Origin of the sequence: Mesorhizobium sp. L-8-3, from assembly GCF_016756615.1 — a bacterium.
Lineage (GTDB): Bacteria > Pseudomonadota > Alphaproteobacteria > Rhizobiales > Rhizobiaceae.
Genome location: NZ_AP023262.1, coordinates 5,822,644 through 5,847,527, shown reverse-complemented (window position 1 = coordinate 5,847,527; position 24,884 = coordinate 5,822,644). Strand labels below are relative to the sequence as shown.

The following is a 24,884-nucleotide window of genomic DNA, read 5'->3' as shown; positions in this document are numbered from 1 at the left end:
CTTGACCGGCAAATGGGGGGAGGGTGGTCTTTCGATTCGACAAGCTCGGCGTGGTGATCGCGGCGATCGCGGCCTATGGCGCGCTGATCGCTCCCTTCGCCACGTTTCGCGCGAACCGCATCGTAGCCGGCGAGCCGCGTTCCTTGTTCGAGGCGCTGCCGCCCTCGATCGCGGCGCTGCTGTCGGCTGTCGTGCTTGTTTCGGGCCTTTGCGCCCTCCTGCGCGTGGCGGCAGGTGTCCGCCTCGCCGCGAGCCTTGTCGCGCTGGTCGCGCTCGCCCTTTCGATCGGCTCGGCCGCGGGTCACCTGACGCCGCCGGAAAACAGCTTCGCGCGCGTATCTCCCGCGTCTGGCTTCTGGCTGCTGGCCTTCGGCTTCGTTCTGCTGCTTGCCGATGCTCTGACCAGGCTGAAGCTTTCGCCGCTGGGGCGCGTTGTGGTGCTTATCCTCACGGCCGCGGCACTCGCTGCGATGATCGCGTCCGGTCTCTGGGACGGGCTGTCGGTCTTCAAGGAGTATGCCAATCGGGCCGACAGTTTTCGTGCCGAGGCCGCTCGACATTTGACTCTCGCGCTCGGCTCGCTCGCCGCCGCCATGGTCGTCGGCATACCGCTCGGCATTCTGTGCCACCGCCTGTCGGCGGTGCGCGACGCCGTGCTCAACGTTCTCAACATCGTCCAGACCATCCCGTCGATCGCCCTGTTCGGTATCTTGATCGCACCTCTCGGCTGGGTCGCGACCCATGTGCCGGGAGCGGCCGCGCTCGGCATACGCGGCATCGGCGTGGCGCCCGCCTTCGTGGCCTTGTTCCTCTATTCGCTGCTGCCGATGGTGGCCAACACCGTCGTCGGCCTTGCCGGGGTTCCCTCCGCGGTCAACGATGCGGCACGCGGCATGGGCATGACCGACCGCCAGCGACTGTTCGGCGTCGAGTTCCCGCTCGCCTTTCCGGTTATTCTGACCGGCATCCGCATCGTGCTCGTGCAGAATATCGGCCTGGCGACGATCGCCGCTCTGATCGGCGGAGGCGGCTTCGGCGTATTCGTCTTCCAGGGCATCGGCCAGACGGCGATGGATCTTGTGCTGCTTGGCGCCATACCCACCGTGGCGCTGGCCTTCGCCGCCGCGATCATCCTCGACGCGGTGGTCGAGCTTACCGCAACCGGCAAGCGTCCGGGGAACCAGTCATGATCGAGATCGAGAACGTCACCAAGCGCTACGGCGACGCGGCCGTCGTCGACGATGTTTCGCTTGTCGTCGAGCCTCGCACCATCACGGTGGTCGTCGGTACCTCGGGGTCGGGCAAGACCACCTTGCTGCGCATGATCAACCGCCTGGTCGAGCAGACCTCGGGTGCGATCAGGCTCGACGGCGTCGACAATCGTTCGCTGCCCGGATACGAACTGCGTCGCCGTATCGGCTATGCGATCCAGGGACATGGGCTCTTTCCGCACCGCACCGTCGCGCAGAACATCGGCACTGTCCCGGTGCTGCTCGGCTGGGATGCCAGGCGCGTTGCGGCCAGGGTCGAGGAATTGCTGACGCTGTTCCAGCTCGACCCCGCGGCTTTCGGACCGCGCTATCCTCACGAATTGTCCGGCGGCCAACAGCAGCGCGTCGGCGTGGCGCGTGCGCTCGCGGCCGAACCAAACGTGCTCCTCATGGACGAGCCCTTCGGCGCGCTCGATCCCATCATCCGCGCCAAGGCGCAGGAGGATCTTCTAGCGATCCAGCGTCGCTTCGGCACCACCATCGTTCTTGTCACTCACGACATGGAGGAGGCCGTTCACCTCGGCGACAGGATCGCGGTGATGGATGGCGGCAAGCTGATGCAATATGCGACGCCGGCCGAGGTGCTGGCGCGGCCGGCCAACACCTTCGTGGAGAACCTGATCGGCACGGGCGATCGGCCCTTCCGTCTGCTCTCGCTCGGCAAGGTGAGCGAGGCGGTCGAGCCGGGCCCGGCCGAGGGTGAAGCAATCACGGCCGACGTCAGCCTGCGCGATGCCCTGGCAATGCTGCTCTGGTCAGGGCGTCAGGCGCTGCCCGTGGTGACAGCGGAGGGCAGCCCGCTCGGAAGGGTGACAGTCGATGAATTGGTCAGGCGCGGGGCGAGGCCGGCATGATCCGCTTCCTGCCGTTCGCGTTGCGGCTTCTGGCATTGCTGCTGCTCGTCGCCTTCGTGATGGCGCCCGACTGGTTCGCGCCGCTGTTCCGCCCGCTCGCCAGGAACAACGCGCCGGCGATCTACAACCAGGGCAGCCTCCTTTCGCTCACATTGCTGCATCTGTGGACCGTGCTGCTCGCGACCGTGGCGGCGACGATCGTCGCGGTGGGGCTCGCCATTCTCGTCACCCGGCCGGTAGGTGCCGAATTCCTCCCGCTGTCGCGCAGCCTCGTCAATATAGGCCAGACCTTTCCCCCGGTCGCGGTGCTGGCACTGGCCGTGCCTGCCGTCGGTTTCGGCGAGAAGCCGACACTGATCGCGCTTTTCCTCTACGGGCTCCTTCCGATCTTCGAAAATGCGCTGACGGGACTGACGACGCTGTCGCAGCCGGTGGTTGAGGCCGCGCGCGGCGTCGGCATGACGGGCTGGCAAAGGCTGACCAAGGTCGAACTGCCGCTCGCCGTTCCCGTCATCCTGGCAGGCATCAGGCTGTCGGTCGTGATCAGCCTGGCCACCGCGACCATCGGCTCGACCGTCGCGGCCAGGACCCTGGGCGAAGTCATCATCGCCGGGCTCCTGTCCGACAACCTCGCCTTCGTCCTGCAGGGCGGACTGATCGTCGCCGTGCTGGCGGTGCTGATCTATGACGGACTGTCCGCGGTCGAGCGGATTGCCGCTCGTCGCTCAGGTCGGCTGCAGGTTGCAGACTGAGTACGAAGCGCCTTTCGAATCGCGGCGAAATCAGGGCAAAAACCTAACAAAACCTTGACGTTGACGCTCGCCTTTGGATAAGCCGTGGCATAGGCCGGATTCCGTCCAGAGACCGGCCTGTCCCAATGGCCCGGGGAGGGGTTCTATTCGGGCCGCAATCGAGGAAATCCGCAATGACAATGCTTTACGTCGTCATTCTCTGCGGGCTGCTTTCTGTCCTGTACGCCCTATGGGCTACGCAGTCGGTCCTTGCGTCCGACCAGGGCAATGCACGCATGCAGGAAATTTCTGCCGCCATCCGTGAAGGCGCGCAGGCCTATCTCGCGCGCCAATACACCACCATCGCCATCGTCGGCGTGGTCGTCTTCCTACTCGCCTGGTGGCTCCTTTCCGGCACCGCAGCGATCGGATTCCTGATCGGGGCCGTTCTTTCCGGGGTCGCCGGCTTCATCGGCATGCATGTCTCGGTCCGCGCCAATGTGCGCACGGCCCAGGCAGCTTCCAACAGCCTCGCGGCCGGCCTCGATATCGCCTTCAAGTCCGGCGCCATCACCGGCCTCCTCGTCGCCGGCCTCGCGCTGCTCGGCGTCTCCGTCTACTACTGGGTCCTGGTGGGTGCGCTCGGCCACCAGCCCGCCGACCGCGCCGTCATCGACGCGCTCGTCGCGCTCGGCTTCGGCGCATCGCTGATCTCTATCTTCGCCCGTCTGGGCGGCGGCATCTTCACCAAAGGCGCCGATGTCGGCGGCGACCTCGTCGGCAAGGTCGAGGCGGGCATTCCGGAGGACGATCCGCGCAATCCGGCCACCATCGCCGACAATGTCGGCGACAATGTCGGCGACTGCGCCGGCATGGCCGCCGATCTGTTCGAGACCTATGCGGTCACGGTCGTCGCCACCATGGTGCTCGGCGCCATCTTCTTCGGCGGCACCGCAATTCTCGGCAGCGTCATGCTCTATCCGCTCGCCATCTGCGGCGCCTGCATCATCACCTCAATCGTCGGCACCTTCTTCGTCAAGCTCGGCGCAAACGGTTCGATCATGGGTGCCCTCTACAAGGGCCTCATCGTCACCGGCCTGCTATCGATTCTCGGGCTTTGGGCGGCCACGCAGCTCACCATCGGCTGGGGAGAGATCGGGACCGCCGGCGGCACGGCCGTCACGGGCACGAACCTGTTCGTCTGCGGCTTGATCGGCCTCCTGGTGACGGCGCTGATCGTCGTCATCACCGAATACTACACCGGCACGGGCAAGCGCCCGGTTGTGTCGATCGCGCAGGCGTCGGTCACCGGACACGGCACCAATGTGATCCAGGGCCTCGCGGTTTCGCTGGAATCGACCGCGCTTCCGGCGATCGTCATCGTTGGCGGCATCATCGCGACCTTCCAGCTCGCCGGCTTGTTCGGCACCGCGGTCGCGGTCACCACGATGCTCGGCCTCGCCGGCATGATCGTCGCGCTCGACGCCTTCGGCCCGGTCACCGACAATGCCGGCGGCATCGCTGAAATGTCGGGACTGCCCAAGGAAGTGCGCCAGTCCACCGACGCGCTCGACGCTGTCGGCAACACGACCAAGGCGGTCACCAAGGGCTATGCGATCGGCTCGGCCGGCCTCGGCGCCCTGGTGCTGTTCGCGGCCTACAGCTACGACCTCCAGTACTTCGCCGCGAACCCCACCCGGTTCCCCTATTTCGCCGATCTCGGGACGGTTTCGTTCGACCTGTCGAACCCCTATGTCGTGGCAGGGCTGATCTTCGGCGGCCTGATCCCCTATTTGTTCGGCGGCATCGCCATGACGGCGGTCGGCCGCGCGGCGGGCTCGATCGTGGAGGAGGTCCGCCGGCAGTTCCGCGAAAAGCCGGGCATCATGCAGGGCAAGGACAGGCCGGACTATGCCCGCGCCGTCGACCTTCTGACCAAGGCGGCGATCCGCGAGATGATCGTGCCGTCGCTCTTGCCGGTGCTGGCGCCGCTCGTCGTCTATTTCGGCGTGCTGCTGATCTCCGGCTCCAAGGCCTCGGCCTTTGCCGCACTCGGCGCCTCGCTGCTCGGCGTGATCGTGAACGGCCTCTTCGTCGCGATCTCGATGACTTCGGGCGGGGGCGCCTGGGACAACGCCAAGAAGTCTTTCGAGGACGGCTTCACCGACAAGGACGGCGTCAAGCACATGAAGGGCTCCGAGGCGCACAAGGCCTCGGTGACCGGCGATACGGTCGGCGATCCCTATAAGGACACCGCGGGCCCTGCCGTCAATCCGGCGATCAAGATCACTAATATCGTCGCGCTGCTGCTGCTCGCCGTGCTCGCCCATTCAGCCTGAGACAAGCGCATCGGTTGAAGCAAGAGCCCCGCGGGAGCGATCCCGCGGGGCTCATCTCTTCTCGCGTTCGGAAGCGATCCGGTGTGCCTGCATTGCGCCGAGCGCGCCGGCATAGGCGAACGGCTTTTTTTTTGGGATAGGCGCTGGCGGCTTCGATCAGCCGCCGCCGCCGAAGATGTTCTTCGCGGCCTGGGCTCCTCCCGTGCCGGCGCCGGCGAGCAACTGGCCGATGAAACTGTTGTCCTTGCCGCCGGTCGGCGTGGTCCGTGAGATGAAGTCGAACACCTTGCCGTCCTGCAGGCCGTAGTGGGCGATGTTGGTGACGCGCCCGTCGGGCCCGAAATACACCGCCAGGATCCGCTGATCCACCAGAGCCGGGTTCATGAACGCGACCCTGCGGACCCGGGTCTGCGAGATGTAGTAGAAGACCTCGTTGTCGAAAGTCGCCGTCGTCGAGGGCGTGCCGAGGGCCAGCAGAACCTGCTCGCGGCTCGAGCCGACGGGCACCTGGTCGATCTGCTGCTGGTCGATGACATAGCCCTGGGTGAGGGTCTCGCTGGGGTTGAGGGTCTGGGACGCATTGCAGGCCGCCGCTGCCACGCCGAGGGCGAGCACGGCGGAAAGGCGCATCGTCTTCGTTCCCGCCATCTTGAAATTCCGCGAAACCAACAACAACTCCATGTCACCCCTGTCGAACATCGGCTTGCTGCTCGAGCGGCAGAAGCGGTAAACCAGCTTCTACGCCGATGCAACCTAACCACGCCGCGAAACGGTTCCAAGGAGGCCGTACCGCATGCTGAAATTTCTGTTCGGCCGCCGTAGAACGGTGAGCCGCGCAACTGTCGACCGCCTCTACGATCAAATCGTGGCGGCCGCGCGGCAGCCGCAGCTATATTCGGCCTGGAATGTGCCCGATACGCCGCTAGGCCGCTTCGAGATGGTCGCGTTGCACATGTTCCTGTTTCTTCGTCGTGTCCGAGGCGAGGAAGGGCCGATCGCGGAAATCGCCCAGGAGCTTACGGATGAGTTCTTCCGCGATGTCGAGCATTCGATTCGCGAGCTCGGCATCAGCGATCCGGGCGTGCCGAAACGCATGAAGCTGCTAGCGCGCATGTTCTACGGACGCGTGAAAGCCTATGGCGAGGCGCTGGATGCCGGGGACGGCGAGGCGCTGTCGCAGGCGCTCGCCCGCAACGTCCGCCCCGGTGTGGAGAGGTGGGCCGAGGTTCGGGAGTTGGCCGCCCATGTCGGGGGTGTCGCGACGGCGCTCGCGGCCCAGCCGTCGTCCGACCTGCTTCGCGGCGAAGTGACGTTCCCGGCGCCCGAGCCGGGCACAAGGAGTTCATGATGGACAACCAGACGAAGAGCCCCGTTTCCTTCCTCGCCCATGTGGCACGCCTGCCGCAGAAGGGCATGCCCGTTGTGATCGACGCGGATGAGAAGGAGCGTGCCGCCTTGGCCGTCGCGCATGGGCTCGTCGCCGTCGAGCGCTATCGCGCCGAACTGCTGGTCGCCCCCTGGAAGCGCCACGGCGTGAAGGTGAGCGGGACGGTCGAGGCCGATATCGTGCAGGAATGCGTCGTCACCCTCGATCCGATCGAGAATCACATTGCCGAGGCCGTTGAGGCGGTCTATCTGCCCGAGGATTCCAAACTCGGCCGCCTCGGCTTCCAGAGCGGCGGCGAAATCGTGCTGGATGCGGAAGGGCCCGACAGCCCGGAGACCTTCTCGGGCGACACGATAGACGTCGGTGCCCTTGCCGAAGAATTCTTCGGACTGGGCATCGATCCCTATCCGCGTAAGGCCGGCGCCGAGATAACACCCGTTGTGGACAGCGAGAATGAAGCCGAGGGACCGCTGCAGCAGAAGCTGCGCCTGTTGAGGTCGAAAATCTGAAAAGCCGCCTTGTGAGGCGAAATGCCGGTTGTGTCGGGGACCAAAACCGGTATTTTCGCCCGACTTCCGAACCCCGGCCCCGCCCCGGGAGAAACGAGATGACTGCCGCGTGATACGTATTTCCATTGACGCGATGGGTGGCGACCACGGCCCCACGGTGACGATACCCGCTCTGGCCAAGGTGGCAGAACGGCGAGCCGATGTCCGCTTCGTCGCCTATGGCCGCGAAGAAGAGGTGCGTCCGATCCTCGCGCAATTCCCGAAGCTCGCTTCGATCACCGACTTCCATCATTGCGAGGTGGCGGTCCGGATGGATGACAAGCCGAGCCAGGCTCTGCGCCAGGGGCGCTGGAAGTCGTCCATGTGGAAGGCGATCGAGGCGGTGAAGAGCGGCGACGCCGATGTCTGCGTTTCGGCCGGCAACACCGGCGCGCTGATGGCGATGTCGAAATTCTGCCTGCGCACCATGGCGACCATCGAGCGCCCGGCCATAGCCGCCATCTGGCCGACGGTTCGCGGCGAGAGTATCGTGCTGGATGTCGGGGCGACCATCGGCGCCGATGCGCACCAACTGGTCGACTTCGCCATTTTGGGAACGGCCATGGCCCGTGCGCTGCTTGAGACCGACCGGCCGACGGTCGGCCTGCTCAATGTCGGCGTCGAAGAGATCAAGGGGCAGGAAGAGGTCAAGGACGCGGGCCGCATCCTGCGCGAGGCGGGCCTGCGGTCGATGGACTATCGCGGCTTCGTCGAGGGCGATGACATCGGCAAGGGAACGGTGGACGTGGTCGTCACCGAAGGCTTCGCCGGCAACATCGCGTTGAAGAGCGCGGAAGGCACGGCCCGGCAGATTGCGGAATATCTCAAGGCAGCGATGAGCCGGACGCTGATGGCGCGCATCGGCTATGTTTTCGCCAAGGGCGCCTTCGACCTGCTGCGCGAGAAGATGGATGTACGCAAGGCCAATGGCGGGGTTTTCCTCGGCCTGAACGGCATCGTGGTCAAAAGTCACGGCGGCACGGACGCCGAAGGGTTCATGGCGGCGGTCGAACTCGGATATGACATGGTTAGGAACCGGCTGATCGAGAAGATCAAGGCCGATCTCGACCTCTTCCATGCTCGATTGCCGCAGGTGGCGCGGCCGTTGCCCGCCGCCGAAAGTGAAGCTGAAGACACGCTCTAGGGGCTGAAATGATACGATCAGTCGTGCGCGGCATTGGTTCGGCCCTGCCGCGCCGCATCATGAAGAACACCGACTTCGAGGGCGTCGTCGAGACCTCGGACGAGTGGATCGTGCAGCGCACGGGCATTCGCCAGCGCCATATCGCGGCCGACGACGAGACCACAGCCTCGCTCGGTGAAGCCGCGGCCCGCGCAGCGCTCGACAATGCGGGCCTGACGCCGGCCGATCTCGACCTGATCGTGCTGGCGACGTCGACACCCAACAACACCTTTCCGGCGACGGCGGTCGACATCCAGCAGCGGCTCGGCATGCGCCACGGCTTCGCCTTCGACATGCAGGCGGTCTGCAGCGGTTTCGTCTATGCCGTCACGGCGGCCGATCTCTATCTGCGCGGCGGCCAGGCGAAGCGTGTGCTCGTCATCGGTTCCGAGACCTTTTCGCGCATTCTGGACTGGAACGACCGCTCGACCTGCGTGCTCTTCGGCGACGGCGCCGGCGCGATCGTCATGGAGGCCGGGGAGGGCGCGGGCACCATCGCCGACCGCGGCGTCCTTGCAGCCAGCCTGCGGTCGGACGGTACGCACAAGGAGAAGCTCTACGTCGACGGCGGTCCGTCCACGACCGGCACCGTCGGCCATCTCAGGATGGAGGGCCGCGAGGTCTTCAAGCATGCCGTCGGCATGATCACCGACGTCATCGAGGCGACCTATGCGCAGGCCGGCATCACGTCGGCCGATCTCGACTGGTTCGTGCCGCACCAGGCCAACAAGCGCATCATCGACGCTTCCGCCAGGAAACTCGGCATAGCCGAGGAGAAGGTCGTCGTCACCGTGGACCGTCACGGCAACACCTCGGCGGCGTCGGTGCCGCTGGCGCTTGCCGTCGCCGTCGCCGACGGGCGGATCAAGAAGGGCGATCTCGTTCTCCTGGAGGCCATGGGCGGCGGCTTCACCTGGGGGGCCGTTCTCCTGCGTTGGTGACCTGCGCGGGAGCGCCTTAACCATTGTGGCCATGGTGTGGCGCAAATCGGAAAACAGCCGGTCCGTGGGTCCTTGACCTAGACGAACCAATTACTTAACGTCTCGAACGTTTTGTATCGCTGTCAGTTTTGAGGATGGTTGGACGTTCGCATGGGGGGAAAAACGCTTACGCGAGCCGACCTAGCCGAAGCCGTCTATCGCAAGGTCGGCCTGTCCCGAACGGAATCCGCGGAACTGGTCGAGACCGTGCTCGATGAGATCTGCGAGGCGATCGTCCGTGGCGAGACGGTAAAGCTCTCCTCTTTCGCCACCTTCCACGTCCGCTCCAAGAACGAGCGCATCGGCCGCAATCCCAAGACCGGCGAGGAAGTCCCGATCCTGCCGCGCCGCGTGATGACCTTCAAGGCCTCGAACGTGCTGAAGAGCCGCATCCTGCGGGCGCATCAGAACAATCGCGGCAAGGGCGGCAAGTAGCGCCCGAGAGTGTCGATTTCCAGATTTGGCGGTTGACAAGCCGGACGCGGATTCGTGCCGGGCTTGAATGTTGCGCCGCAAACCGCTGAAATAGTCTACGAATCGATCCCGGAGCGCCTATGATGCGCAGCGCGGAGTGGCGCCCGGGGTGTTGCTTTCAACACATCGGGCCATTTGCAGCCTTAGGGCCGATGCGGCAAGGAGGGAGACTTGGCCATGGACAAGAGCCCCGACGCGTTCCGAACCATCAGCGAAGTCGCCGAAGACCTTGATCTGCCGCAGCATGTGCTGCGTTTCTGGGAGACGCGGTTCACCCAGATCAAGCCTATGAAAAGGGGCGGCGGCCGCCGGTACTACCGGCCCCAGGATGTCGAGTTGATCAAGGGCATCCGCCACATGCTCTACGACCAGGGCTACACCATCAAGGGCGTGCAGAAGCTGTTGCGCGAGAACGGCAACCAGTTCCTCGTGGCGATCGGCAGCGGCGACCTCGCTGCGGTCGAGGCGATCGCACAGCGCAAGCAGGCCGAAGCGGCTGCGCCGCCCCTGACGCCGGCGGCGCAGCCGCGAAGCCATGACGATGAGATGCTGGTGGGCGAGCCCAAGGTGAAGCCGTCCCGCCGCTTTTTCGGGCTCGGCAAGGCCGACGACGAAGGCCCGGTCCAGCCTGGCAGCGGCAAGCTTTCGCGCGACAACCGCGCGCTGCTGCAGGAGGCGCTCTTCGACCTCCTCGAGTGCAAGCGCCTGCTCGATCAGGTGCGGTAGCTCTTCCTTAGCGCCGGCGGTCAATTTTTCGCCGGAATTCGGCATTCCGGGGCTATGGGGCTGGAGCCGGGTAGCGGCTGTAGGGGAAGTCGGATACTCGAAAATAGGTCGGAGCATCCGGTGCTCGGACAAACAAATGGAGCGCGAGCGCGGTGCGCCGCTCTGGTAGTTTCGTGGGGCGGCGTTCGACGCGAAGATCGGAACGCCGGTATCGGGGGTAGATGAATGGCAAGTCCGACACGGAACTCCGTTGGCTGGACGGAGGTGAACCCAGAGTGGGCGGGGATCGGAAAGTACCTGATCGGCGGCACGAAATGGGGTGGCGGCTTCGGGCAGGGCGTGACGCTGACCTACAGTTTCCCGACCGGCTGGGCATACTACGACAACTATCCCGGCAACGAGTGGGGCAACTGGATTGCGTTGTCGGCAGCGGAGCAAGCAGCCGTTCGCGACGCGCTTGCGGTGTGGGCGGGTTCCGCCAACGTCCGCTTCGTCCAGGTTGCGGACAACAGCACGACCGTCGGTGAGCTTCGTTTCACCTATACGCAGAACATCAGCAGCGGTTCGGCCGCGCATGCCTATTACCCAGGCGGCCACACCGCGGCCGGGGACGTGTGGTTCAGCTGGGTCAATTTCAATGCGGACGGTGGTTCCGTGCCGCGAGGGACCGACGATTTTCACACGATCCTGCATGAGGTCGGACATGCGCTCGGCCTGAAGCACCCCTTCGAAGACGGCAACATCATGCCGCGCGCGCAGGACAACTATTTCTACACGGTGATGAGCTACACGGCGTCGCCCTGGTCGAGCCAGGGCGACGGCTGGGCGTCCTTCTATCCGACGACGCCGATGTATTATGACCTCGTCGCCATCCAGGCGCTCTACGGCCGTGCCAGCGTCAACACCGGGAACAACACCTACATCTTCTACGACAACCGCTATTACTGGCAGGCGATCAACGACAGCGGCGGCATCGACACGATCGTCTACAGCGGCTCCGAGGCCACCAGGATCAACCTCAATCCCGGAGCGTTCAGCAGCCTCAGCGAGGCGATCCGCTTCAATGGCGGCTCGACCTCGCGCGATACGGTCACGATCGGTCCCGGTGTCGTCATCGAGAATGCCACCGGCGGTTCCGGCAACGATACGCTGACGGGAAACGGTGCCGCAAATGGTCTGAGCGGGGGCGCCGGCAACGACGCGCTCTATGGCGGTGCCGGCAACGACGCGCTCGTGGGAGGAACGGGCAGCGATCGGCTCTACGGCAGCATCGGCAACGATCGCCTGAACGGCGATGCCGGCGCCGACCGGATGTACGGCGGCGCTGGTAACGACATCTACTATGTCAACAGCACCAGCGACATCATCGACGAGAGCGTTAGCGGGTCCGGCGGCAGCGATACCGTGCTGTCGTGGATCAATTTCAGCCTTTCCTCCAGCGCGCGCGTCTTGGGGGCGGTGGAGTACCTGAGGCTTACGGGTACGAGCGCGGTTTCCGGCACGGGCAACAGCCTGAACAACGTGATTGTCGGCAACGGCGTCGCGAACCGGCTCGACGGCGGTGCCGGCAACGACATGCTCAACGGCGGTCTGGGCAACGATACCCTGATCGGTGGTGTGGGCAGGGATTCATTCGTGTTCAACACCAGGCTCGGCAGCGGCAATATCGATCTGATCAGCGGCTTCTCCGCCGCGGACGATACGATCCGCCTGGAGAACGCCGTCTTCACCGGCCTGAAGCAGCTCGGCTTCCTGGCCGCGTCGGCCTTTGCCAGGAACACGACGGGCCTTGCCCAGGATGCCGACGACCGCATCATCTACGAAACCGATACCGGCTGGCTGAACTACGACTTCAACGGCAACGCAACGGGCGGCGGCTTGCATTTCGCGCGCCTCGGCACGAATCTGGCGCTTTCGAACGCTGATTTCTACGTGGTTTGACCCCGTCGCATTTCCATCGGCGCGCCGGACCCGGAACTGAAACCACCTCCGGGTATTTTCAGTCGTCGTTAGACGCATCGAGTTCGTCCGGACGCTTTCCTTCGTCCGCGCTCGGCACATGGCCATGCGCGAGCGCCCAGTCGCGGAACGCGATCCGGAGGGCCTCGGGCCGCGACAGGTTGCCGTTGTGGGCAAATCGGTCAAGCGCCGAGAGCAACTCAGGCTGCAGGCGCACGCCGACAAGGACGCCCTTGCCGGTGGGCGCAGGGCCGCGTCGCTTCCGGCGCGGTGGGATGTGCTGATCCATGACAAGAACCATGTTAACACAAAAAGCGGCGGCGTGGAGGCCGCTGTTGCAGGACAGCGTTTGTCATCTCCCGAGGAGGATGGCGGTCGTCCGGCGAAGCAGAGCGGTCACATGCCTGGTCCCGTGGAAGCCCATGGGCGCGGACGGGTGACACGCGGTCAAGGCGATTCGCCCTTGTGGCGGGCCTTCTGGTCCTGCGGTTTACGCGGGCTACGCCTCGCAGCCTGCGCTTTTATGATCCAAAAGTGAGGCTCCATCGTTCCGATGGCTGGCTTGGCTTGATGCAGCCGGCTCCGTAGACTGGTATCTGGACGCGCCCGTAGCTCAAACTGGATAGAGCGGCAGGCTTTGTCTCTGGCAATGCAGGTTCGAATCCTGCCGGGCGCACCATTTCTTGATCTCACGCCGGCTCGCTGCGCTTGCAACTCCGATGGGGCTGCCTGACCGGCCAGCGGGCCGTCGCCCTTGCGAACCCTTTGGGTTCGACCCCGCTCCGATATGGCACACCAAGAGACCCGTTGCGGTACGAAACTACCCCGGCGCCAGCTTAAACCGGTAGCTATGTGTCTCCGGGCCGGAAAAAAGTGGAAAATGGTCGGAGCGGCGGGATTCGAACCCACGACCCCTTGACCCCCAGTCAAGTGCGCTACCGGGCTGCGCTACGCTCCGAACCGGGTGCTTCCTATCGTCTTATCCATCGGGCGGTCAACCGAATTCGTCGTCTATGCACTCGAAAGAAGAGAGCCGCCTCGTGGCGCCGGGGCGCCCTGAGCCGGCGGAGGAGGGGGCGCCGCGACGAGCGGCCGCAGCCGCAGCGCGCGCTGATGCCGCTGCTCCAGCGCGATGCCGCCCCAGACGAGGCCGAGCAGCAGATAGAAGTGCCGCCAATGGTCGGTGTCGATGATGGTGCCGAGCGCCACGTGGCCGATCAGCACGACATAGGCGCACAGGAAATAGGGCTGCCAGGGGCGTGCCCGGAACAGGATCCGGAACCCGGCGGCGAGCGTCCAGCCGATCAGGACGGCGTAGGCGGCAAAGCCCAGCCAGCCATAGTCCAGCAGCGCCTTCAGCCAGATATCGTGGGTGTCCTCGCCATAGATCCTGCCGAAATTCAGCGGGCCGATTCCAAGCGGGTGCTCCATCGCCATGGCGAAGCCGATGCCGTAGCGGGCAAACCGGCCGAGCCGGTCGCTGTCATAGTCCTGGGCGAGCCGCGCCCGCGCCGTGAACATGTCGGCGACGCCGGGGATCTGCAGGATCACCAGCACCGCAAGAATGAGCAGCACGATCGCCGCCACGGTCATGACCACGATGCGCAGACGGAACAGGCCGCTTGCGCTCTGCAGGAAGAGGCAGGCGACGAGCAGCACCGAGGATGCGGCGAACAGACCCCATGCGCCGCGCGAGAAGGAAAAGAAGATGCCGGCGGCTATGATCACCAGCGGCACGGCATAGAGCACCATTCTGAGCGGGCTGCCCGTCAGCAGCCGGTAGAGCAGCCAGATGCCCGGAAGCGTGAGGAATGGACCGAAGACGTTCGGATCCTCGAAAGCGCCCGCGGCGCGATCGTAGCGCGTGAAGACACCGGCGCCGGGAAAGGCATTGAAATAGCCGAGTATGCCGAGTGCCGCGGTGGCGAGCGCGGCTGCCAGCCAGGCCATGAAGATCAGCTTGTAGATGCCGGGCCGCGCTTCGGTCACGGCGGCGAAGAACACGGCGGTAAAGGCCAGGAACAGCGAGACGGCGAGGTAGAGCGGCGTGTTGTAGAGTTCGCCCATCTGGCTCATCGAGATCAGCCCGCCGATGTTGAAGATCACCAGCAGCACAAGCAGCGGCGTGACCGCCCGGGAGATTCGCAGTCCGAACAGCGCCCATACCGCGATCAGCCCGGCCATGTAGAGCTCGTAAGGCGCGGGCTCGTTGATGACGAAGCCGGAGAGGAAGACGCCGAAGGAAACAGCGGCTCCGCTGATCAGCGCGACCAGCCTGGCATTGACTGCGGCACGCGGCAGCTCCGGGGCTTGCGCGGTCAATACGCGTTTTCCGTGTTGAGCAGCCGGACCGGCGTGAGCAGCAGGATCTTGAGATCGAACCAGAGCGACCAGTTCTCGATGTAATAGAGGTCGTATTCGGTGCGCATCTTGATCTTCTCGTCGGTGTCGATCTCGCCGCGCCAGCCGTTGATCTGCGCCCAGCCGGTGACGCCGGGTTTGACCCTGTGACGGGCGAAATAGCCATCGACCACCTCGACATAGAGCTTGTTGTGGGACTGCGCCGACACCGCATGGGGCCGCGGCCCCACCAGCGACAGGGAGCCGAACAGGGAATTGAAGAACTGCGGCAGCTCGTCGATCGAGGTCTTGCGGATGAAGCGGCCGACGCGCGTGACGCGCGGATCGTTCTTGGTCACCGCGTTCTTCGCCGTCGGATCGGACATGTCGGTGTACATCGACCGGAACTTGTAGACGTCGATCTCCTCGTTGTTGAAGCCGTGCCGCTTCTGGCGGAAGATCACGGGGCCCTTGCTGTCGAGCTTGATGGCGATGGCGGTGACCAGCATGACCGGGGAGAAGACGATGATGCCGACCAGCGAGAAGACGATGTCGAAGGCGCGCTTGGCGACCGAATCCCAGTCGTTGATCGGCTTGTCGAAGATGTCGAGCATCGGCACGGAGCCGATGAAGGAGTAGGAGCGCGGCCGGAAGCGCAACTGGTTCGAATGGGCCGACAGGCGAATATCGACCGGCAGCACCCACAATTTCTTCAGCATCGAGAGCACGCGGGCTTCGGCCGTGATCGGCAGGCAGACGATCAGCATGTCGATGCGCGCAATCCGCGCGAACTCGATCAGCTCGGACACGTTGCCGAGCTTCGGATAGCCGGCGACGACCGGCGGTGATCGGCGGTCGTCACGGTCGTCGAAGAGGCCGCAGATGCGGATGTCGTTGTCGGGCTGCCGCTCGATCGAACGGATCATGGTCTCGGCCGCCTGGCCGCCGCCCACGATGACGGCCCGGCGCTCCATCGTGCCGTTGCGGGCCCAGCGCCGGATCATGCTCGACATGACGAGCCGCAGCCCGAACGACAGGACGAACCCGGCCAGGAACCAGCTCCCCAACCAGAAGCGCGAAAAGTCCGACGACACCTTCAGGAAGAAGCCGCCGAGCGCCAGCAGGGCGAAGGTGCCGATCCAGATCAGCAACAGACGTCCGGCATGGACGATCGGCCGGCGCAGTGCGGAGATCTGATAGAGATCGCTGAGCTCGAACAATATCACCGTGACCAGCGATCCGCCGAGGATGACGGCCGGGTAGAGCCAGTAGAGGTGAGAGAAGCCGACATAGTAGCCGTAGAGGGCGATGCCGCAGAGCGCGAGGAGCGCGAACTCAACCAGCCGCAGCACGCCACTCACCATCACCGGCGACATCGTGTCGTGGCGGTACTGGGATGCCACCTGGCGGGCGACGTCGTTGAGTTGCCGCGGCGAATTCTTGTCGGCCGAGCCGTCCTGGAACTTGCGGACGGCGTCAACCGAAAAGCGCTTGGCGGGGTCGGTCTCGTTCATGGCCGGCTGTCTCGGATTGCGACGGACAATTAGCCGAAATGGGCTAAGAAACCCTTTCGGCGTGCGGGTGCGGCTGGGACGTCCGCCGGCCGCGATTCGGGACTGGGATCGCTCAGCGCTCAAGCGCGGCAAAATAAGCCTTTTCGATGCTTGCTGCCATCACATCGGCACCGAAACGAGCCCGAAGCGCCTCCGGCGTGGGCATGCGCGCCCTGTAGGCGGCGAAGTCGCCGAGCGCATCGGCCATCCTGGCGGCGATCTCTCCAGAATCCGGGCGCACCAGCGTCGCCTGGCCCGGGTCGAAAATCTCCGGAATGCCGCCCACCGCGGTCGCGATCATCGGCTTTCCGGCGGCGAGCGCCTCCAGAACGATGTAGGGCATGGCCTCGGCGCGCGAGGGCACGACCACGATCTCGGCCAGCGAGAAGGCTTCGCGCGCCGGCATGGGCTTTAGGAAGACGGTATGTTGCGAAAGGGCCAGGCTTTTCACCTGTGCCTCGTAGCGCGGCCTGTCGTCGCCGTCGCCGACCAGCACGGCGGTCACCGGGCGCCCGAGCCGGCGGCTCGCCTCGGCGAGCGCGTCGATGAAGAGGTCGGGTCCCTTCAGATCGCGCATCATGCCGATATAGAGGAAGTCGGCGGCGCCGGGCGGCACGGATACGGGTTCGAATTCGGTGGCGCGAAGCCCGTTGTGCACCAGGCTGTTCGGGGCGCTGGGCTCGCCGATCTTGCGGCGGAAGACCGCGCGCTCATATTCGGAGACGAAGAGCAGGTGGTCGGTGAAGCGTTCCATCGCCCGCTCCAGCGCGAAGAAGAACTTCCCCGTCGCGGTCGTTTCGTCATAGTGCAGGCTTCCGCCATGCGCTGAATAGAGGCGGGCTACGCGAGACCTTGAAACCCGCAGCAGTGAGCCGAAGACGCGGGCATAGACGCCACCCTTGGCGCCGTGCCCATGCAGGACGTCCGGCTGCAATTCCTTGATGATCTTCAATGTCCGCCAGGCGGACGTGATATCTCCGAGGCCGATATGCCGCTGCATGGGAGTGCGGCTCACCCCCAGCGCCAGCATTGGCCTTATGCCGTCGAACAGCTTCTCCTCGAAGGCGCCGCCCGTGGTCGAATCGCATACGATGCCGACAGCATGGCCGGCAGCCACCTGCGCCTCGACGAGGTCGCGCACATGGCGGAATATCCCGCCGACGGGCGACCGGAAGCAGTGGACGATGCGGAGCTTTCTCGTCGTCACGGGCATCGGGCCGGTTCGATCTCAGAACAGCCTTTCGCGCACATAGACGGTGTCGCCCGGCATCAGCGGGTCGGAGGTGACGACGCGTCCGGTCATGACTTTGCCGTTGATGGCGCGGGTGATGTCGACATTGGCCTGATTGGCGCGCGGCGAGAAGCCGCCTGCAATGGCGATGGCCGAGTAGACGGTCATCCCCGGCACGTAGGAATACTGGCCGGCGGCCCCGACCTCGCCCATGACGAAGATCGGCCGGTAGCGATCGATCTCGACCGAGACGTCGGGGTCGCGCAGGTAACCCTGGCGCAGCTTGGCGGCGATCTGTCCTTCGATCTGCTTGGCCGAGTGGCCGCGCGCGGCGATGGAACCCACCAGCGGGAAGGAGATGTAGCCGGACTGATCGACGCTGTAGGTGTTGGTAAGGTCCGCCTGCTCGAAGACCGTGACGCGGACGCGATCGCCCGCGCCGAGCAGATAGGGTTTGTCGAGCGCCTCGTGAAACGCCTCCGGCGCCGGACGGTAACCGGCACAGCCAGCGAGAATCGCCGCCGCAAGCATCGCGTGGAGCAGGGGGAGCGATCGTTTCATGGGCGGCGCAAACCTCTGTCGAGGGGCGGGAAGCCCCCGGCACTTCGTAGTAGGCTCGTTATCACTCTGTTAGGGTTAATGCCCGGTAAAAGCTTCGGGCGGCGACGTGTGGTCGAGAAGCCGGCTGCAACCGCGGCTGGCACGATCGGCGCGGGTTAACGGCTGGGTTACCATGGTTGTTTACCATGTGACCGGTTCTTGTGTGGAGTGGATGCATGACCGGCATTCAAACGGCAATCAATGATGTCGACGTCGATCTGGGCAGGCTGTTTGCCAGCCTCGTCCGGGAATGGCGCCGCATCGCCGTCGTGTCGCTGATCGTCACGGGCCTTGCCTTCGTGCTCGCCTGGATGGCGACGCCGCATTACCGGGCCGAGACGCGGATCCTCATCGAGACGCGCGAATCCGTCTTCACGCGCCCGGCCGTCGAGGGCGGGGAGAACAACACCAACCCTGTCCTGGACGAGGAAGGGGTGACCAGCCAGGTCGAGGTCATCGGCTCGACCGACATATTGATGCAGGTGGCGCAGAAGCTCGAACTGGCAAAGCGGCCCGAGTTCGACCCGGCGGCCAACATGTCGCTGGTCGGGCGCCTGCTGGTGTTGACCGGGCTGCGCACCGACCCCAGCGAGATTCCGGCGGAAGAGCGCGTGCTGAAGGCCATGCGCGAGAAGCTCTATGTCTACCGTGTCGAGCGCTCGCGCGTCATCGTCATCGAATTCTCCTCCGAGGACCCGAAGCTCGCGGCCGCAGTGCCGAATGCGATCGCCGACGCCTACATCGCTGTCAGCCGCGACGCCAAGCTTCAATCGAACTCCGATGCCACCGAGTGGCTCGAGCCGGAGATCGCCGACCTCACCAAGCGCGTAAAGGAAGCCGAAGCCAAGGTGGCGAACTTCCGCTCGCAGTCGGACCTTCTCATCGGGCAGAACAATTCCGTGCTGGCCACGCAGCAGCTTTCCGAACTCGCGACCGAACTGTCGCGCGTGCGGGCGAACCGGGCGGCCGCCGAGGCCAACGCGCAGGGCGTTCGCGCGGCGCTGCAGAACGGCGGCTCGCTCGATTCCCTGCCCGAAGTGCTGTCGTCGGGGCTGATCCAGCGTTTGCGCGAGCGCCAGGTCCAGTTGAAGGCCGATATCGCCGACCTGTCGACGACGCTGCTCGACAACCACCCGCGCATCCGTGCGTTGAATTCGCAGCTCGCCGACCTCGATCGCCAGATCCGCAACGAAGCGGAGAAGATCCTGAAGGGCCTGCAGACCGAAGCCAAGACCGCGCAATTGCGCGAACAGCAACTCACCGGCGACCTGAACTCGCTCAAGGCCGCCTCCGCCCGCGCCGGCGACCAGGAGGTGGAACTGCGGGCGCTGGAACGGGAGGCGGCGGCGCAACGCCAGTTGCTCGAATCCTATCTCGCGCGCTACCGCGAGGCCTCGTCGCGCACGGATCGCAGCTACCTGCCGGTCGACGCGCGCGTCTTCTCCCGGGCGATCGTTCCATCCGAACCCTATTTCCCGAAGATCCTGCCGATCGTCGGCGCCGCTTTCGTCGGCTCGCTGCTGATCACGGCGATCGTGACCTTGCTGCAGGAACTGTTCAGCGGCCGCGCGATGCGCCCGGCGCCCGGCGCGGTGGTCGAGCCGGTGGGGCAGGTGGAGATGCCGTCCTCGGCCGAACTTCCCGTTCCGGAACCCAACGTCGTGGTCGCGGAGCCTCGTGCCGAGCCGTCCGCACCCGCCACCCCGAAACCCAAGCCGTCTCCGGAACTGCATCCGAGCCTGCTGGCAGAACTGCCGCCGCAGCCTCCTCCGACGCTCGGCGAGGTCTCGATCGAGCGGGCCGCCGAAAAGCTTATCGCGGGCGGCGCGACGCGTGCTATCTTCGTCTCGCCGGAGGGCGACGAGGCGGCCGCGACGGCCGTACTGGTGGCGCGCGAGGTTGCCGATGCCGGGCTGCGGGTGCTCCTGCTCGACCTTACCGCATCCGGCGCGGCCTCGCGTCCGATGCTCGAAAGCGGCGTCTATCGCGGCATCACCAATCTTCTGGCATCCGAGGCCCAGTTCACCGATGTCATCCATGCCGATCTCTATTCGGACTGCCACGTCATTCCGCCGGGCACGGCCGACCCGGCGCGCGCCATGCGTGCCGCCGACCGCCTGCCGATCATCATGAATTCCCTGACCACGGCCTATGACGTGGTGGTGGTCGAATGCGGCCCGGCCGACGCCGAGGAGATCCGGCGCCTCGTCTCATCCGCGACCGAAGTGATGGTGAGCGTGATCGAGCCCGCCGACAAGGCCGTGGCCGAAGCGGCGGCGGAACTCGAGGCGGTCGGCTACGGCAAGCCCACCCTGGTCACGCCCCTGGGCTACAAGCCGCCTTCCGCGCCCGTGCCGGGCCGATCGGCCGCGTGATGTGTTGGTGAATGGTGGAGTGGTGAATGGTAGATCAGTTTAGTGAAGTTCACCAATCGAATGAGACGCGGTAAAACAAGTATCGGGGTGAATTCAAGAGTTGCGCGGTCCGATCTACTGAGATATTTCCATTCACCATTCACCATTCACCATTCACCATTCACCATTCACCATTCACCATTCACCATTCACTTCCCGTCCAGCCTTGCGTCGGCGCAGCGCCTTGGCCAGTCGCCAGAGGTAACGATTGCCCTTGACGATCGCCTTGAGGCGGTTCTTCGCGTGGGTGGCGAGTGCTAGCAGCGTTCCCCTGGCGCTGAGCGGTACGATGACGTCGTGATGGACGATCTCCGTGTCGCACCACAGCCGTTTGTAGGGCTCGTCGCCGACACTGAAATCGTAGACCTCCAGCCCCTCGGCGCAAGCCACGGCGATGTTGTTGAAGAAGAGGAAATCGCCGGGGCTGTGGATTGCGAGCTCGTCGTCGATTATCGCCCCGAATTCGCAGATCAAGCGGCTGCCGCAGCGGCTCGCGCCGGTTACGGCGCGGAGCTTGCCGCCGACCTCGAGTCCGTCGAGCTGAAAGACCGGCGGATCTGTGGCGAGGGATTCCGAGAAGAGGCGGCCGAAGAAGCCGCGGATCTCGGCATCGGCGAAGACGTCGCCGACGCCCATCTTGCGGAACTGCTCCCGCTTCATCGAAAAAAAGGCGTCGAGCAGCCTTGCCGCCTCCATCTGGCTCGAGGCCCTGATGAAGCGGTAACCGCCGGCGGCTGCGAGCTTGCGCGCCTGGGCCCGGTTCCTCTTGCGCTTCCGCCTGCTGCCGGCACGATCGAGCACGGCATCGAAGCCGCCGGTCAAGCCGACGGCCAGCGCCAGATTGGGGCTCGGCCGGTTTGGCAGCGCCAGGAGCGGGTTGGGCAGGTCCCCGATCTCGCCGGCCATGCGCTCCAGCGAAAGCAGATCGATGTCGGGCCTCGCCCGGCCGATTGCCGCGACCAGTCGCCGAAGCACTGCGAGCGACAAGCGACCGCTCGAGGCCGCAAACGGGCAAAAATTGCCATTGGCGTGGTGACCGCCCATGAAACGGGCGAGGCGGAACGGACCGGACGCGACGACTTCAGCCGCCAGCGCAAGAACCGGCGCGCCGGATTGCGATACCACGGCGACGAAAAAGTCCGGCCGCGTTTCGGCGATCCACGCGCGGATCCATTGGGGGCTCTGGGAGGGAGAATGGACGGTAGCCTCGCAGAGTGCTTCATAGGCTGCGATGGCTTCCGCCCCGCCGGGATGGATGACGATCACGGCTTCGCCGGAGGCCAATGCGGCATCCGCCACGCCGACCTCGATCGAATGGCCCTCGAACGACGCCGCAGCGTCAACCATACTTCAATCCTTGGGTCCTTATCATCGGCGCGGATTGCATGGCCCCTGCAGCCATGCATCCCCGAGCTTAGTCGCCAAAGGTGAATGAATGATCGACAGGGCGGAGACGCTGCGCAAGCTGGCACTCAATACGGCCAGGCTCACCGGCATCGCGCCCCTCCTGCGCCCATGGACGGCAGGCGTCGGCGTGATCCTGATGCTGCATCGCGTAACGGCGGCGCCGGGCAAACCGCTTGCCATCAACGACCATCTGAGCATATCGCCGGCCTTTCTCGACGTGCTGATCGCCGACATGAAGCGGAGCGGCTATGTCTTCATCGGCCTGGACGAGGCCATCGATCGCCTGAAACGAGGCGGCCGTGGGCCGCGTTTCGCAACCGTCACGGCCGACGACGCCTATCGCGACAATCTGCTCGAGGCGCTGCCGATCCTCGAAAAACACGATACGCCCGTAACGATCTATGTCGCCCCCGGGCTGATCGACGGCACGGTCGATCTCTGGTGGGACCTGCTCGAGGATGTGGTCACCGCAAGGGAGCGGATCGAGATGAAGACGCCCCAGGGGCCGCTCGATCTCGATTGCTCCACCCGCGCGGGCAAGCGCGAGGCCAGCGCCCGGCTTCACGATTTCTTCACCCGCGAGGTGGCCGAGGAGCATCAAAGCGAGGCCGTTCGCGCGCTCGCGGATTCTGCCGGTCTCGATTTCACCGCGCCGCGCCGCGAGACGTTGATGAACTGGGACGAGATAAGGGGCATGGCACGCCACCCGCTGGTCACTATCGGCGCCCACACCGTCCATCACTACAATCTGCGGAGGCTGAGCGAGGAAGCTGCGCTGCGGGAGATCGTCGATGCCGGGCGAGCCCTGGCGCTGCATCTCGGCGAAACACCGCGACATATGGCCTATCCCTATGGCTATGAAAGCGCGGTCGGGCCGCGCGAAGTGGCTCTCGCATGCGAGGCAGGATACGAGTCGGCGGTGACGACCCGCCACGGCGTGCTGCGGGCCGAGCATGCGGACCATCTGCACGCCTTGCCGCGTCTCTCCGTCAACGGCCGCTACCAGCGGCTCGCCCATATGCGCACCATGCTCACGGGCGTGACGACGCCGCTGGCCAATGGCGGGAAGCTGCTTGTCACAGTCTGAGCGGATTGCGGCCGGCTCAGCCCCTTGCCTTCGGCTCGGACACCATCCATTTGATGATGCCCATCGCCGGAAGGATCCACACCAGCCCTGACAGCAGGAAGAACAGGAAGTGGACGACAGGGCCGGATTCGGCGAGCTGCGCGACGGCGACCATGGTGGCGACCAGCGCATAGACGATGACGAGCGCCACCAGCAGGACGGTTCCGATGAGTTTCTTGAGGCGGACGGGCATGTTTCTTCCTTTGCCGATCTCGTAAGGGTTTCGCATCGCGGGCGCAACCGGAACCCAGGCAGGTTCCGCAAAAGTGTCCCACCGTTTTTCCGACGGGAACCCTGCGGCGGAAAAGCGCCCAGGCCGGTGACGTGCGGGCGAAGCCACGCAGAGCTGCCTGGGCGCGACGGCGTGTCGCGAAGCCCGCCCTTGCGGCGGCCGCGGCTATGGTCCACCAATCCGCCATCATGACCGCAGTCGTCACCACTCGCCCATCCGCCGAAACCCGCGACCGTCTGCTGCGCAACCGCCTCGAGGTGCGCTCCTGGCTCTATGTTGTGCTCGTCGCGCTGTTCGCGCTCGTCATTGTGGGAGGCGCCACGCGTATGACGGGTTCGGGGCTCTCCATAACCGAATGGAAGCCGATCCACGGCGTCATCCCGCCGCTCAACCAGGCGGAATGGCAGGAGGAGTTCGAGAAATACCAGCAGATCCCGCAATATGAGCAGATCAACAAGGGCATGACGCTCCACGAGTTCAAGGGGATCTTCTGGTGGGAATGGGCGCATCGCCTGCTTGCCCGCGGCGTCGGTTTCCTTGTCGCGATCCCGCTCGTCTTCTTCTGGCTGGCCGGCCGGCTGGAGAACGCGCTCAAGCCGCGTCTCGTCGGGCTGCTCGCGCTGGGCGGGCTGCAGGGCGCGATCGGCTGGTGGATGGTGGCATCGGGACTGGTCGAGCACGTCAGCGTCAGCCAGTATCGCCTGGCGACGCATCTGACGCTGGCCTGCATCATCATCGTGGCGGTCGCCTATATCGCGCGTGGCCTTGCGACCTACACGCAGTCGCCGGCGGATCGCGGCGTCAGGCGTTTTGCCGGCGTCATGGTGCTCCTGGTCCTCGTGCAGATCTATCTCGGCGGGCTTGTCGCCGGGCTGCATGCCGGGCTGACCTACAACACCTGGCCGTTGATGGACGGCGCCATCGTTCCCGGCGACCTCTTCGTCATCGAGCCGGCGTGGCGCAATCTCTTCGAGAACCCCAAGACCGTGCAGTTCGTGCACAGGATGTTTGCCTACACAATTCTGGTCGCAGCAGTCTGGCACGCGATAGCCACGGCGCGGAGCTTCCCGGCGAGCACCCATGCCCGGCGCGCCTGGGTGCTCGTGCTGCTCGTGCTCGGCCAGGCGGCGATCGGCGTCGGCACTCTGCTGATGCAGGCCCACATGCATTGGGCGCTGCTTCACCAGGCTGCCGCCATGGCCGTACTGATCTTCGCGACCGCCCATTGGCGCGGGACCAGAGGCGCCTATCCGCTGCCCTCGAAGGTGCCCGCCGGAGGCTGACGCCGCCTGCTTTCCGGACGGGCACGGTCCTGTAAAAAACTGGAAAAAAGCAGGACGAGGCCAGTTTTTCGGCCTTCAGGCCTTTCGGCATCGGGACAGGTCGGTTGAAGGGCAAACGCGAACGGCCGCCCGTGGAAAGAAGCCCGCCCGGCAGCGCGCAGGTCGCAAGACCTCGACAGTGAAAGAATGCGTCGGAAAATCACCGATCCTGGCGCCGGTGTCAACCGGAGGCCGAGGGGGGACATC

22 protein-coding genes and 2 tRNA genes are annotated in these 24,884 nt (G+C 65.1%); 15 read left to right on the top strand and 9 right to left on the bottom strand.

What is annotated here, in order from left to right; all coding sequences use genetic code 11:
- Positions 1–23 precede the first annotated feature (23 nt).
- The 4 genes from JN302_RS27160 to JN302_RS27145 all read left to right on the top strand — a co-directional run bounded on the left by JN302_RS27160 (position 24) and on the right by JN302_RS27145 (position 5,195).
- Positions 24–1,190 carry an ABC transporter permease gene (locus tag JN302_RS27160; protein ID WP_202329784.1) on the top strand — a complete coding sequence of 389 codons (1,167 nt, stop codon included), beginning with the start codon at positions 24–26 and terminating at the stop codon, positions 1,188–1,190.
- On the top strand, positions 1,187–2,125 hold the full coding sequence (locus JN302_RS27155) for an ABC transporter ATP-binding protein (RefSeq protein ID WP_202329783.1): 939 nt from the start codon (positions 1,187–1,189) through the stop codon (positions 2,123–2,125). Before JN302_RS27160 ends, JN302_RS27155 begins: the two co-directional genes overlap by 4 nt.
- Positions 2,122–2,877: an ABC transporter permease gene (locus tag JN302_RS27150; protein ID WP_202329782.1), complete on the top strand. Its 756-nt coding sequence runs from the start codon at positions 2,122–2,124 to the stop codon at positions 2,875–2,877. Before JN302_RS27155 ends, JN302_RS27150 begins: the two co-directional genes overlap by 4 nt.
- A 173-nt stretch (positions 2,878–3,050) precedes the next feature.
- Positions 3,051–5,195, top strand: coding sequence for a sodium-translocating pyrophosphatase (locus JN302_RS27145; protein ID WP_202329781.1), 2,145 nt, complete (start codon positions 3,051–3,053; stop codon positions 5,193–5,195).
- Between the two features lie 156 nt (positions 5,196–5,351).
- On the opposite strand, the gene JN302_RS27140 is transcribed toward JN302_RS27145, so the two are convergent.
- Positions 5,352–5,843, bottom strand: coding sequence for an outer membrane protein assembly factor BamE (locus JN302_RS27140; protein WP_244845959.1), 492 nt, complete (start codon positions 5,841–5,843; stop codon positions 5,352–5,354).
- Between the two features lie 145 nt (positions 5,844–5,988).
- Between JN302_RS27140 and JN302_RS27135 the strand changes: the two genes are divergently transcribed.
- The 7 genes from JN302_RS27135 (at position 5,989) to JN302_RS27105 (ending at position 12,434) form a co-directional block, all read left to right on the top strand.
- On the top strand, positions 5,989–6,543 hold the full coding sequence (locus tag JN302_RS27135) for a ubiquinol-cytochrome C chaperone family protein (RefSeq protein ID WP_202307187.1): 555 nt from the start codon (positions 5,989–5,991) through the stop codon (positions 6,541–6,543).
- Positions 6,540–7,091, top strand: coding sequence for a YceD family protein (locus JN302_RS27130; protein ID WP_202329780.1), 552 nt, complete (start codon positions 6,540–6,542; stop codon positions 7,089–7,091). The genes JN302_RS27135 and JN302_RS27130 overlap by 4 nt, the downstream gene beginning before the upstream one ends.
- 109 nt (positions 7,092–7,200) lie before the next feature.
- Entirely contained in the window at positions 7,201–8,274 is a 1,074-nt protein-coding gene (gene plsX / locus JN302_RS27125; RefSeq protein WP_202307183.1) for a phosphate acyltransferase PlsX, read from the top strand.
- 8 nt (positions 8,275–8,282) lie between these two features.
- Entirely contained in the window at positions 8,283–9,254 is a 972-nt protein-coding gene (locus JN302_RS27120; protein ID WP_202307181.1) for a beta-ketoacyl-ACP synthase III, read from the top strand.
- Positions 9,255–9,404: 150 nt separating this feature from the next.
- Positions 9,405–9,728, top strand: a complete 324-nt coding sequence (locus JN302_RS27115; RefSeq protein ID WP_202307179.1) for an integration host factor subunit alpha — start codon at positions 9,405–9,407, stop codon at positions 9,726–9,728.
- A 216-nt stretch (positions 9,729–9,944) separates the two neighbouring features.
- On the top strand, positions 9,945–10,493 hold the full coding sequence (locus tag JN302_RS27110) for a MerR family transcriptional regulator (protein ID WP_202307178.1): 549 nt from the start codon (positions 9,945–9,947) through the stop codon (positions 10,491–10,493).
- Between the two features lie 225 nt (positions 10,494–10,718).
- Positions 10,719–12,434, top strand: coding sequence for a M10 family metallopeptidase (locus JN302_RS27105; protein ID WP_202307177.1), 1,716 nt, complete (start codon positions 10,719–10,721; stop codon positions 12,432–12,434).
- A gap of 58 nt (positions 12,435–12,492) precedes the next feature.
- Here JN302_RS27105 and JN302_RS27100 read toward each other — a convergent pair whose 3' ends face one another.
- Positions 12,493–12,741: a ribbon-helix-helix domain-containing protein gene (locus tag JN302_RS27100; RefSeq protein ID WP_202329779.1), complete on the bottom strand. Its 249-nt coding sequence runs from the start codon at positions 12,739–12,741 to the stop codon at positions 12,493–12,495.
- 313 nt (positions 12,742–13,054) lie between these two features.
- Between JN302_RS27100 and JN302_RS27095 the strand changes: the two genes are divergently transcribed.
- Positions 13,055–13,131 (top strand) — tRNA-Gln (locus JN302_RS27095).
- Between the two features lie 202 nt (positions 13,132–13,333).
- On the opposite strand, the gene JN302_RS27090 is transcribed toward JN302_RS27095, so the two are convergent.
- The 5 genes from JN302_RS27090 to JN302_RS27070 form a co-directional block, all read right to left on the bottom strand.
- A tRNA-Pro gene (locus JN302_RS27090) sits at positions 13,334–13,410 on the bottom strand.
- Positions 13,411–13,463: 53 nt separating this feature from the next.
- Positions 13,464–14,774: an O-antigen ligase family protein gene (locus tag JN302_RS27085; protein ID WP_202329778.1), complete on the bottom strand. Its 1,311-nt coding sequence runs from the start codon at positions 14,772–14,774 to the stop codon at positions 13,464–13,466.
- Positions 14,771–16,306, bottom strand: coding sequence for an undecaprenyl-phosphate glucose phosphotransferase (locus JN302_RS27080; RefSeq protein WP_202329777.1), 1,536 nt, complete (start codon positions 16,304–16,306; stop codon positions 14,771–14,773). Before JN302_RS27080 ends, JN302_RS27085 begins: the two co-directional genes overlap by 4 nt.
- A gap of 112 nt (positions 16,307–16,418) precedes the next feature.
- A complete protein-coding gene (locus JN302_RS27075; protein WP_202329776.1) occupies positions 16,419–17,558 on the bottom strand; it encodes a glycosyltransferase in 1,140 nt (379 codons plus the stop codon).
- Positions 17,559–17,573: 15 nt separating this feature from the next.
- The gene (locus JN302_RS27070; RefSeq protein ID WP_202307172.1) at positions 17,574–18,137 is read right to left on the bottom strand and encodes a polysaccharide biosynthesis/export family protein; all 564 of its coding nucleotides are present in this window, start codon (positions 18,135–18,137) and stop codon (positions 17,574–17,576) included.
- Between the two features lie 215 nt (positions 18,138–18,352).
- Here JN302_RS27070 and JN302_RS27065 point away from each other — a divergent pair, with 215 nt between their 5' ends.
- Complete coding sequence (locus tag JN302_RS27065) at positions 18,353–20,551, top strand: GumC family protein (RefSeq protein WP_202329775.1); 2,199 nt, start codon at positions 18,353–18,355, stop codon at positions 20,549–20,551.
- A gap of 174 nt (positions 20,552–20,725) precedes the next feature.
- Here JN302_RS27065 and JN302_RS27060 read toward each other — a convergent pair whose 3' ends face one another.
- Positions 20,726–21,937: a GNAT family N-acetyltransferase gene (locus tag JN302_RS27060; RefSeq protein WP_202329774.1), complete on the bottom strand. Its 1,212-nt coding sequence runs from the start codon at positions 21,935–21,937 to the stop codon at positions 20,726–20,728.
- 88 nt (positions 21,938–22,025) lie between these two features.
- On the opposite strand from JN302_RS27060, the gene JN302_RS27055 reads away from it, so the two are divergent.
- Positions 22,026–23,084, top strand: coding sequence for a polysaccharide deacetylase family protein (locus tag JN302_RS27055; protein ID WP_202329773.1), 1,059 nt, complete (start codon positions 22,026–22,028; stop codon positions 23,082–23,084).
- Between the two features lie 16 nt (positions 23,085–23,100).
- Here JN302_RS27055 and JN302_RS27050 read toward each other — a convergent pair whose 3' ends face one another.
- The gene (locus JN302_RS27050) at positions 23,101–23,316 is read right to left on the bottom strand and encodes a DUF2842 domain-containing protein (protein ID WP_202329772.1); all 216 of its coding nucleotides are present in this window, start codon (positions 23,314–23,316) and stop codon (positions 23,101–23,103) included.
- Positions 23,317–23,522: 206 nt separating this feature from the next.
- On the opposite strand from JN302_RS27050, the gene JN302_RS27045 reads away from it, so the two are divergent.
- Positions 23,523–24,638, top strand: coding sequence for a COX15/CtaA family protein (locus JN302_RS27045; RefSeq protein ID WP_446720680.1), 1,116 nt, complete (start codon positions 23,523–23,525; stop codon positions 24,636–24,638).
- The last annotated feature ends 246 nt before the right edge of the window (positions 24,639–24,884 follow it).

Excerpts from the sequence above, each read along its gene's own strand:
- JN302_RS27050 (WP_202329772.1), bottom strand. The coding sequence starts at position 23,316 with ATGCCCGTCCGCCTCAAGAAACTCATCGGAACCGTCCTGCTGGTGGCG.
- JN302_RS27065 (WP_202329775.1), top strand. The coding sequence starts at position 18,353 with ATGACCGGCATTCAAACGGCAATCAATGATGTCGACGTCGATCTGGGC.
- JN302_RS27140 (WP_244845959.1), bottom strand. The coding sequence starts at position 5,843 with ATGGCGGGAACGAAGACGATGCGCCTTTCCGCCGTGCTCGCCCTCGGC.
- JN302_RS27060 (WP_202329774.1), bottom strand. The coding sequence starts at position 21,937 with ATGGTTGACGCTGCGGCGTCGTTCGAGGGCCATTCGATCGAGGTCGGC.
- JN302_RS27080 (WP_202329777.1), bottom strand. The coding sequence starts at position 16,306 with ATGAACGAGACCGACCCCGCCAAGCGCTTTTCGGTTGACGCCGTCCGC.
- JN302_RS27115 (WP_202307179.1), top strand. The coding sequence starts at position 9,405 with ATGGGGGGAAAAACGCTTACGCGAGCCGACCTAGCCGAAGCCGTCTAT.
- JN302_RS27110 (WP_202307178.1), top strand. The coding sequence starts at position 9,945 with ATGGACAAGAGCCCCGACGCGTTCCGAACCATCAGCGAAGTCGCCGAA.
- JN302_RS27045 (WP_446720680.1), top strand. The coding sequence starts at position 23,523 with ATGGTCCACCAATCCGCCATCATGACCGCAGTCGTCACCACTCGCCCA.
- JN302_RS27055 (WP_202329773.1), top strand. The coding sequence starts at position 22,026 with ATGATCGACAGGGCGGAGACGCTGCGCAAGCTGGCACTCAATACGGCC.
- JN302_RS27145 (WP_202329781.1), top strand. The coding sequence starts at position 3,051 with ATGACAATGCTTTACGTCGTCATTCTCTGCGGGCTGCTTTCTGTCCTG.
- JN302_RS27075 (WP_202329776.1), bottom strand. The coding sequence starts at position 17,558 with ATGCCCGTGACGACGAGAAAGCTCCGCATCGTCCACTGCTTCCGGTCG.
- JN302_RS27100 (WP_202329779.1), bottom strand. The coding sequence starts at position 12,741 with ATGGATCAGCACATCCCACCGCGCCGGAAGCGACGCGGCCCTGCGCCC.
- JN302_RS27070 (WP_202307172.1), bottom strand. The coding sequence starts at position 18,137 with ATGAAACGATCGCTCCCCCTGCTCCACGCGATGCTTGCGGCGGCGATT.
- JN302_RS27155 (WP_202329783.1), top strand. The coding sequence starts at position 1,187 with ATGATCGAGATCGAGAACGTCACCAAGCGCTACGGCGACGCGGCCGTC.
- JN302_RS27135 (WP_202307187.1), top strand. The coding sequence starts at position 5,989 with ATGCTGAAATTTCTGTTCGGCCGCCGTAGAACGGTGAGCCGCGCAACT.
- JN302_RS27130 (WP_202329780.1), top strand. The coding sequence starts at position 6,540 with ATGATGGACAACCAGACGAAGAGCCCCGTTTCCTTCCTCGCCCATGTG.
- JN302_RS27150 (WP_202329782.1), top strand. The coding sequence starts at position 2,122 with ATGATCCGCTTCCTGCCGTTCGCGTTGCGGCTTCTGGCATTGCTGCTG.
- JN302_RS27105 (WP_202307177.1), top strand. The coding sequence starts at position 10,719 with ATGGCAAGTCCGACACGGAACTCCGTTGGCTGGACGGAGGTGAACCCA.
- JN302_RS27120 (WP_202307181.1), top strand. The coding sequence starts at position 8,283 with ATGATACGATCAGTCGTGCGCGGCATTGGTTCGGCCCTGCCGCGCCGC.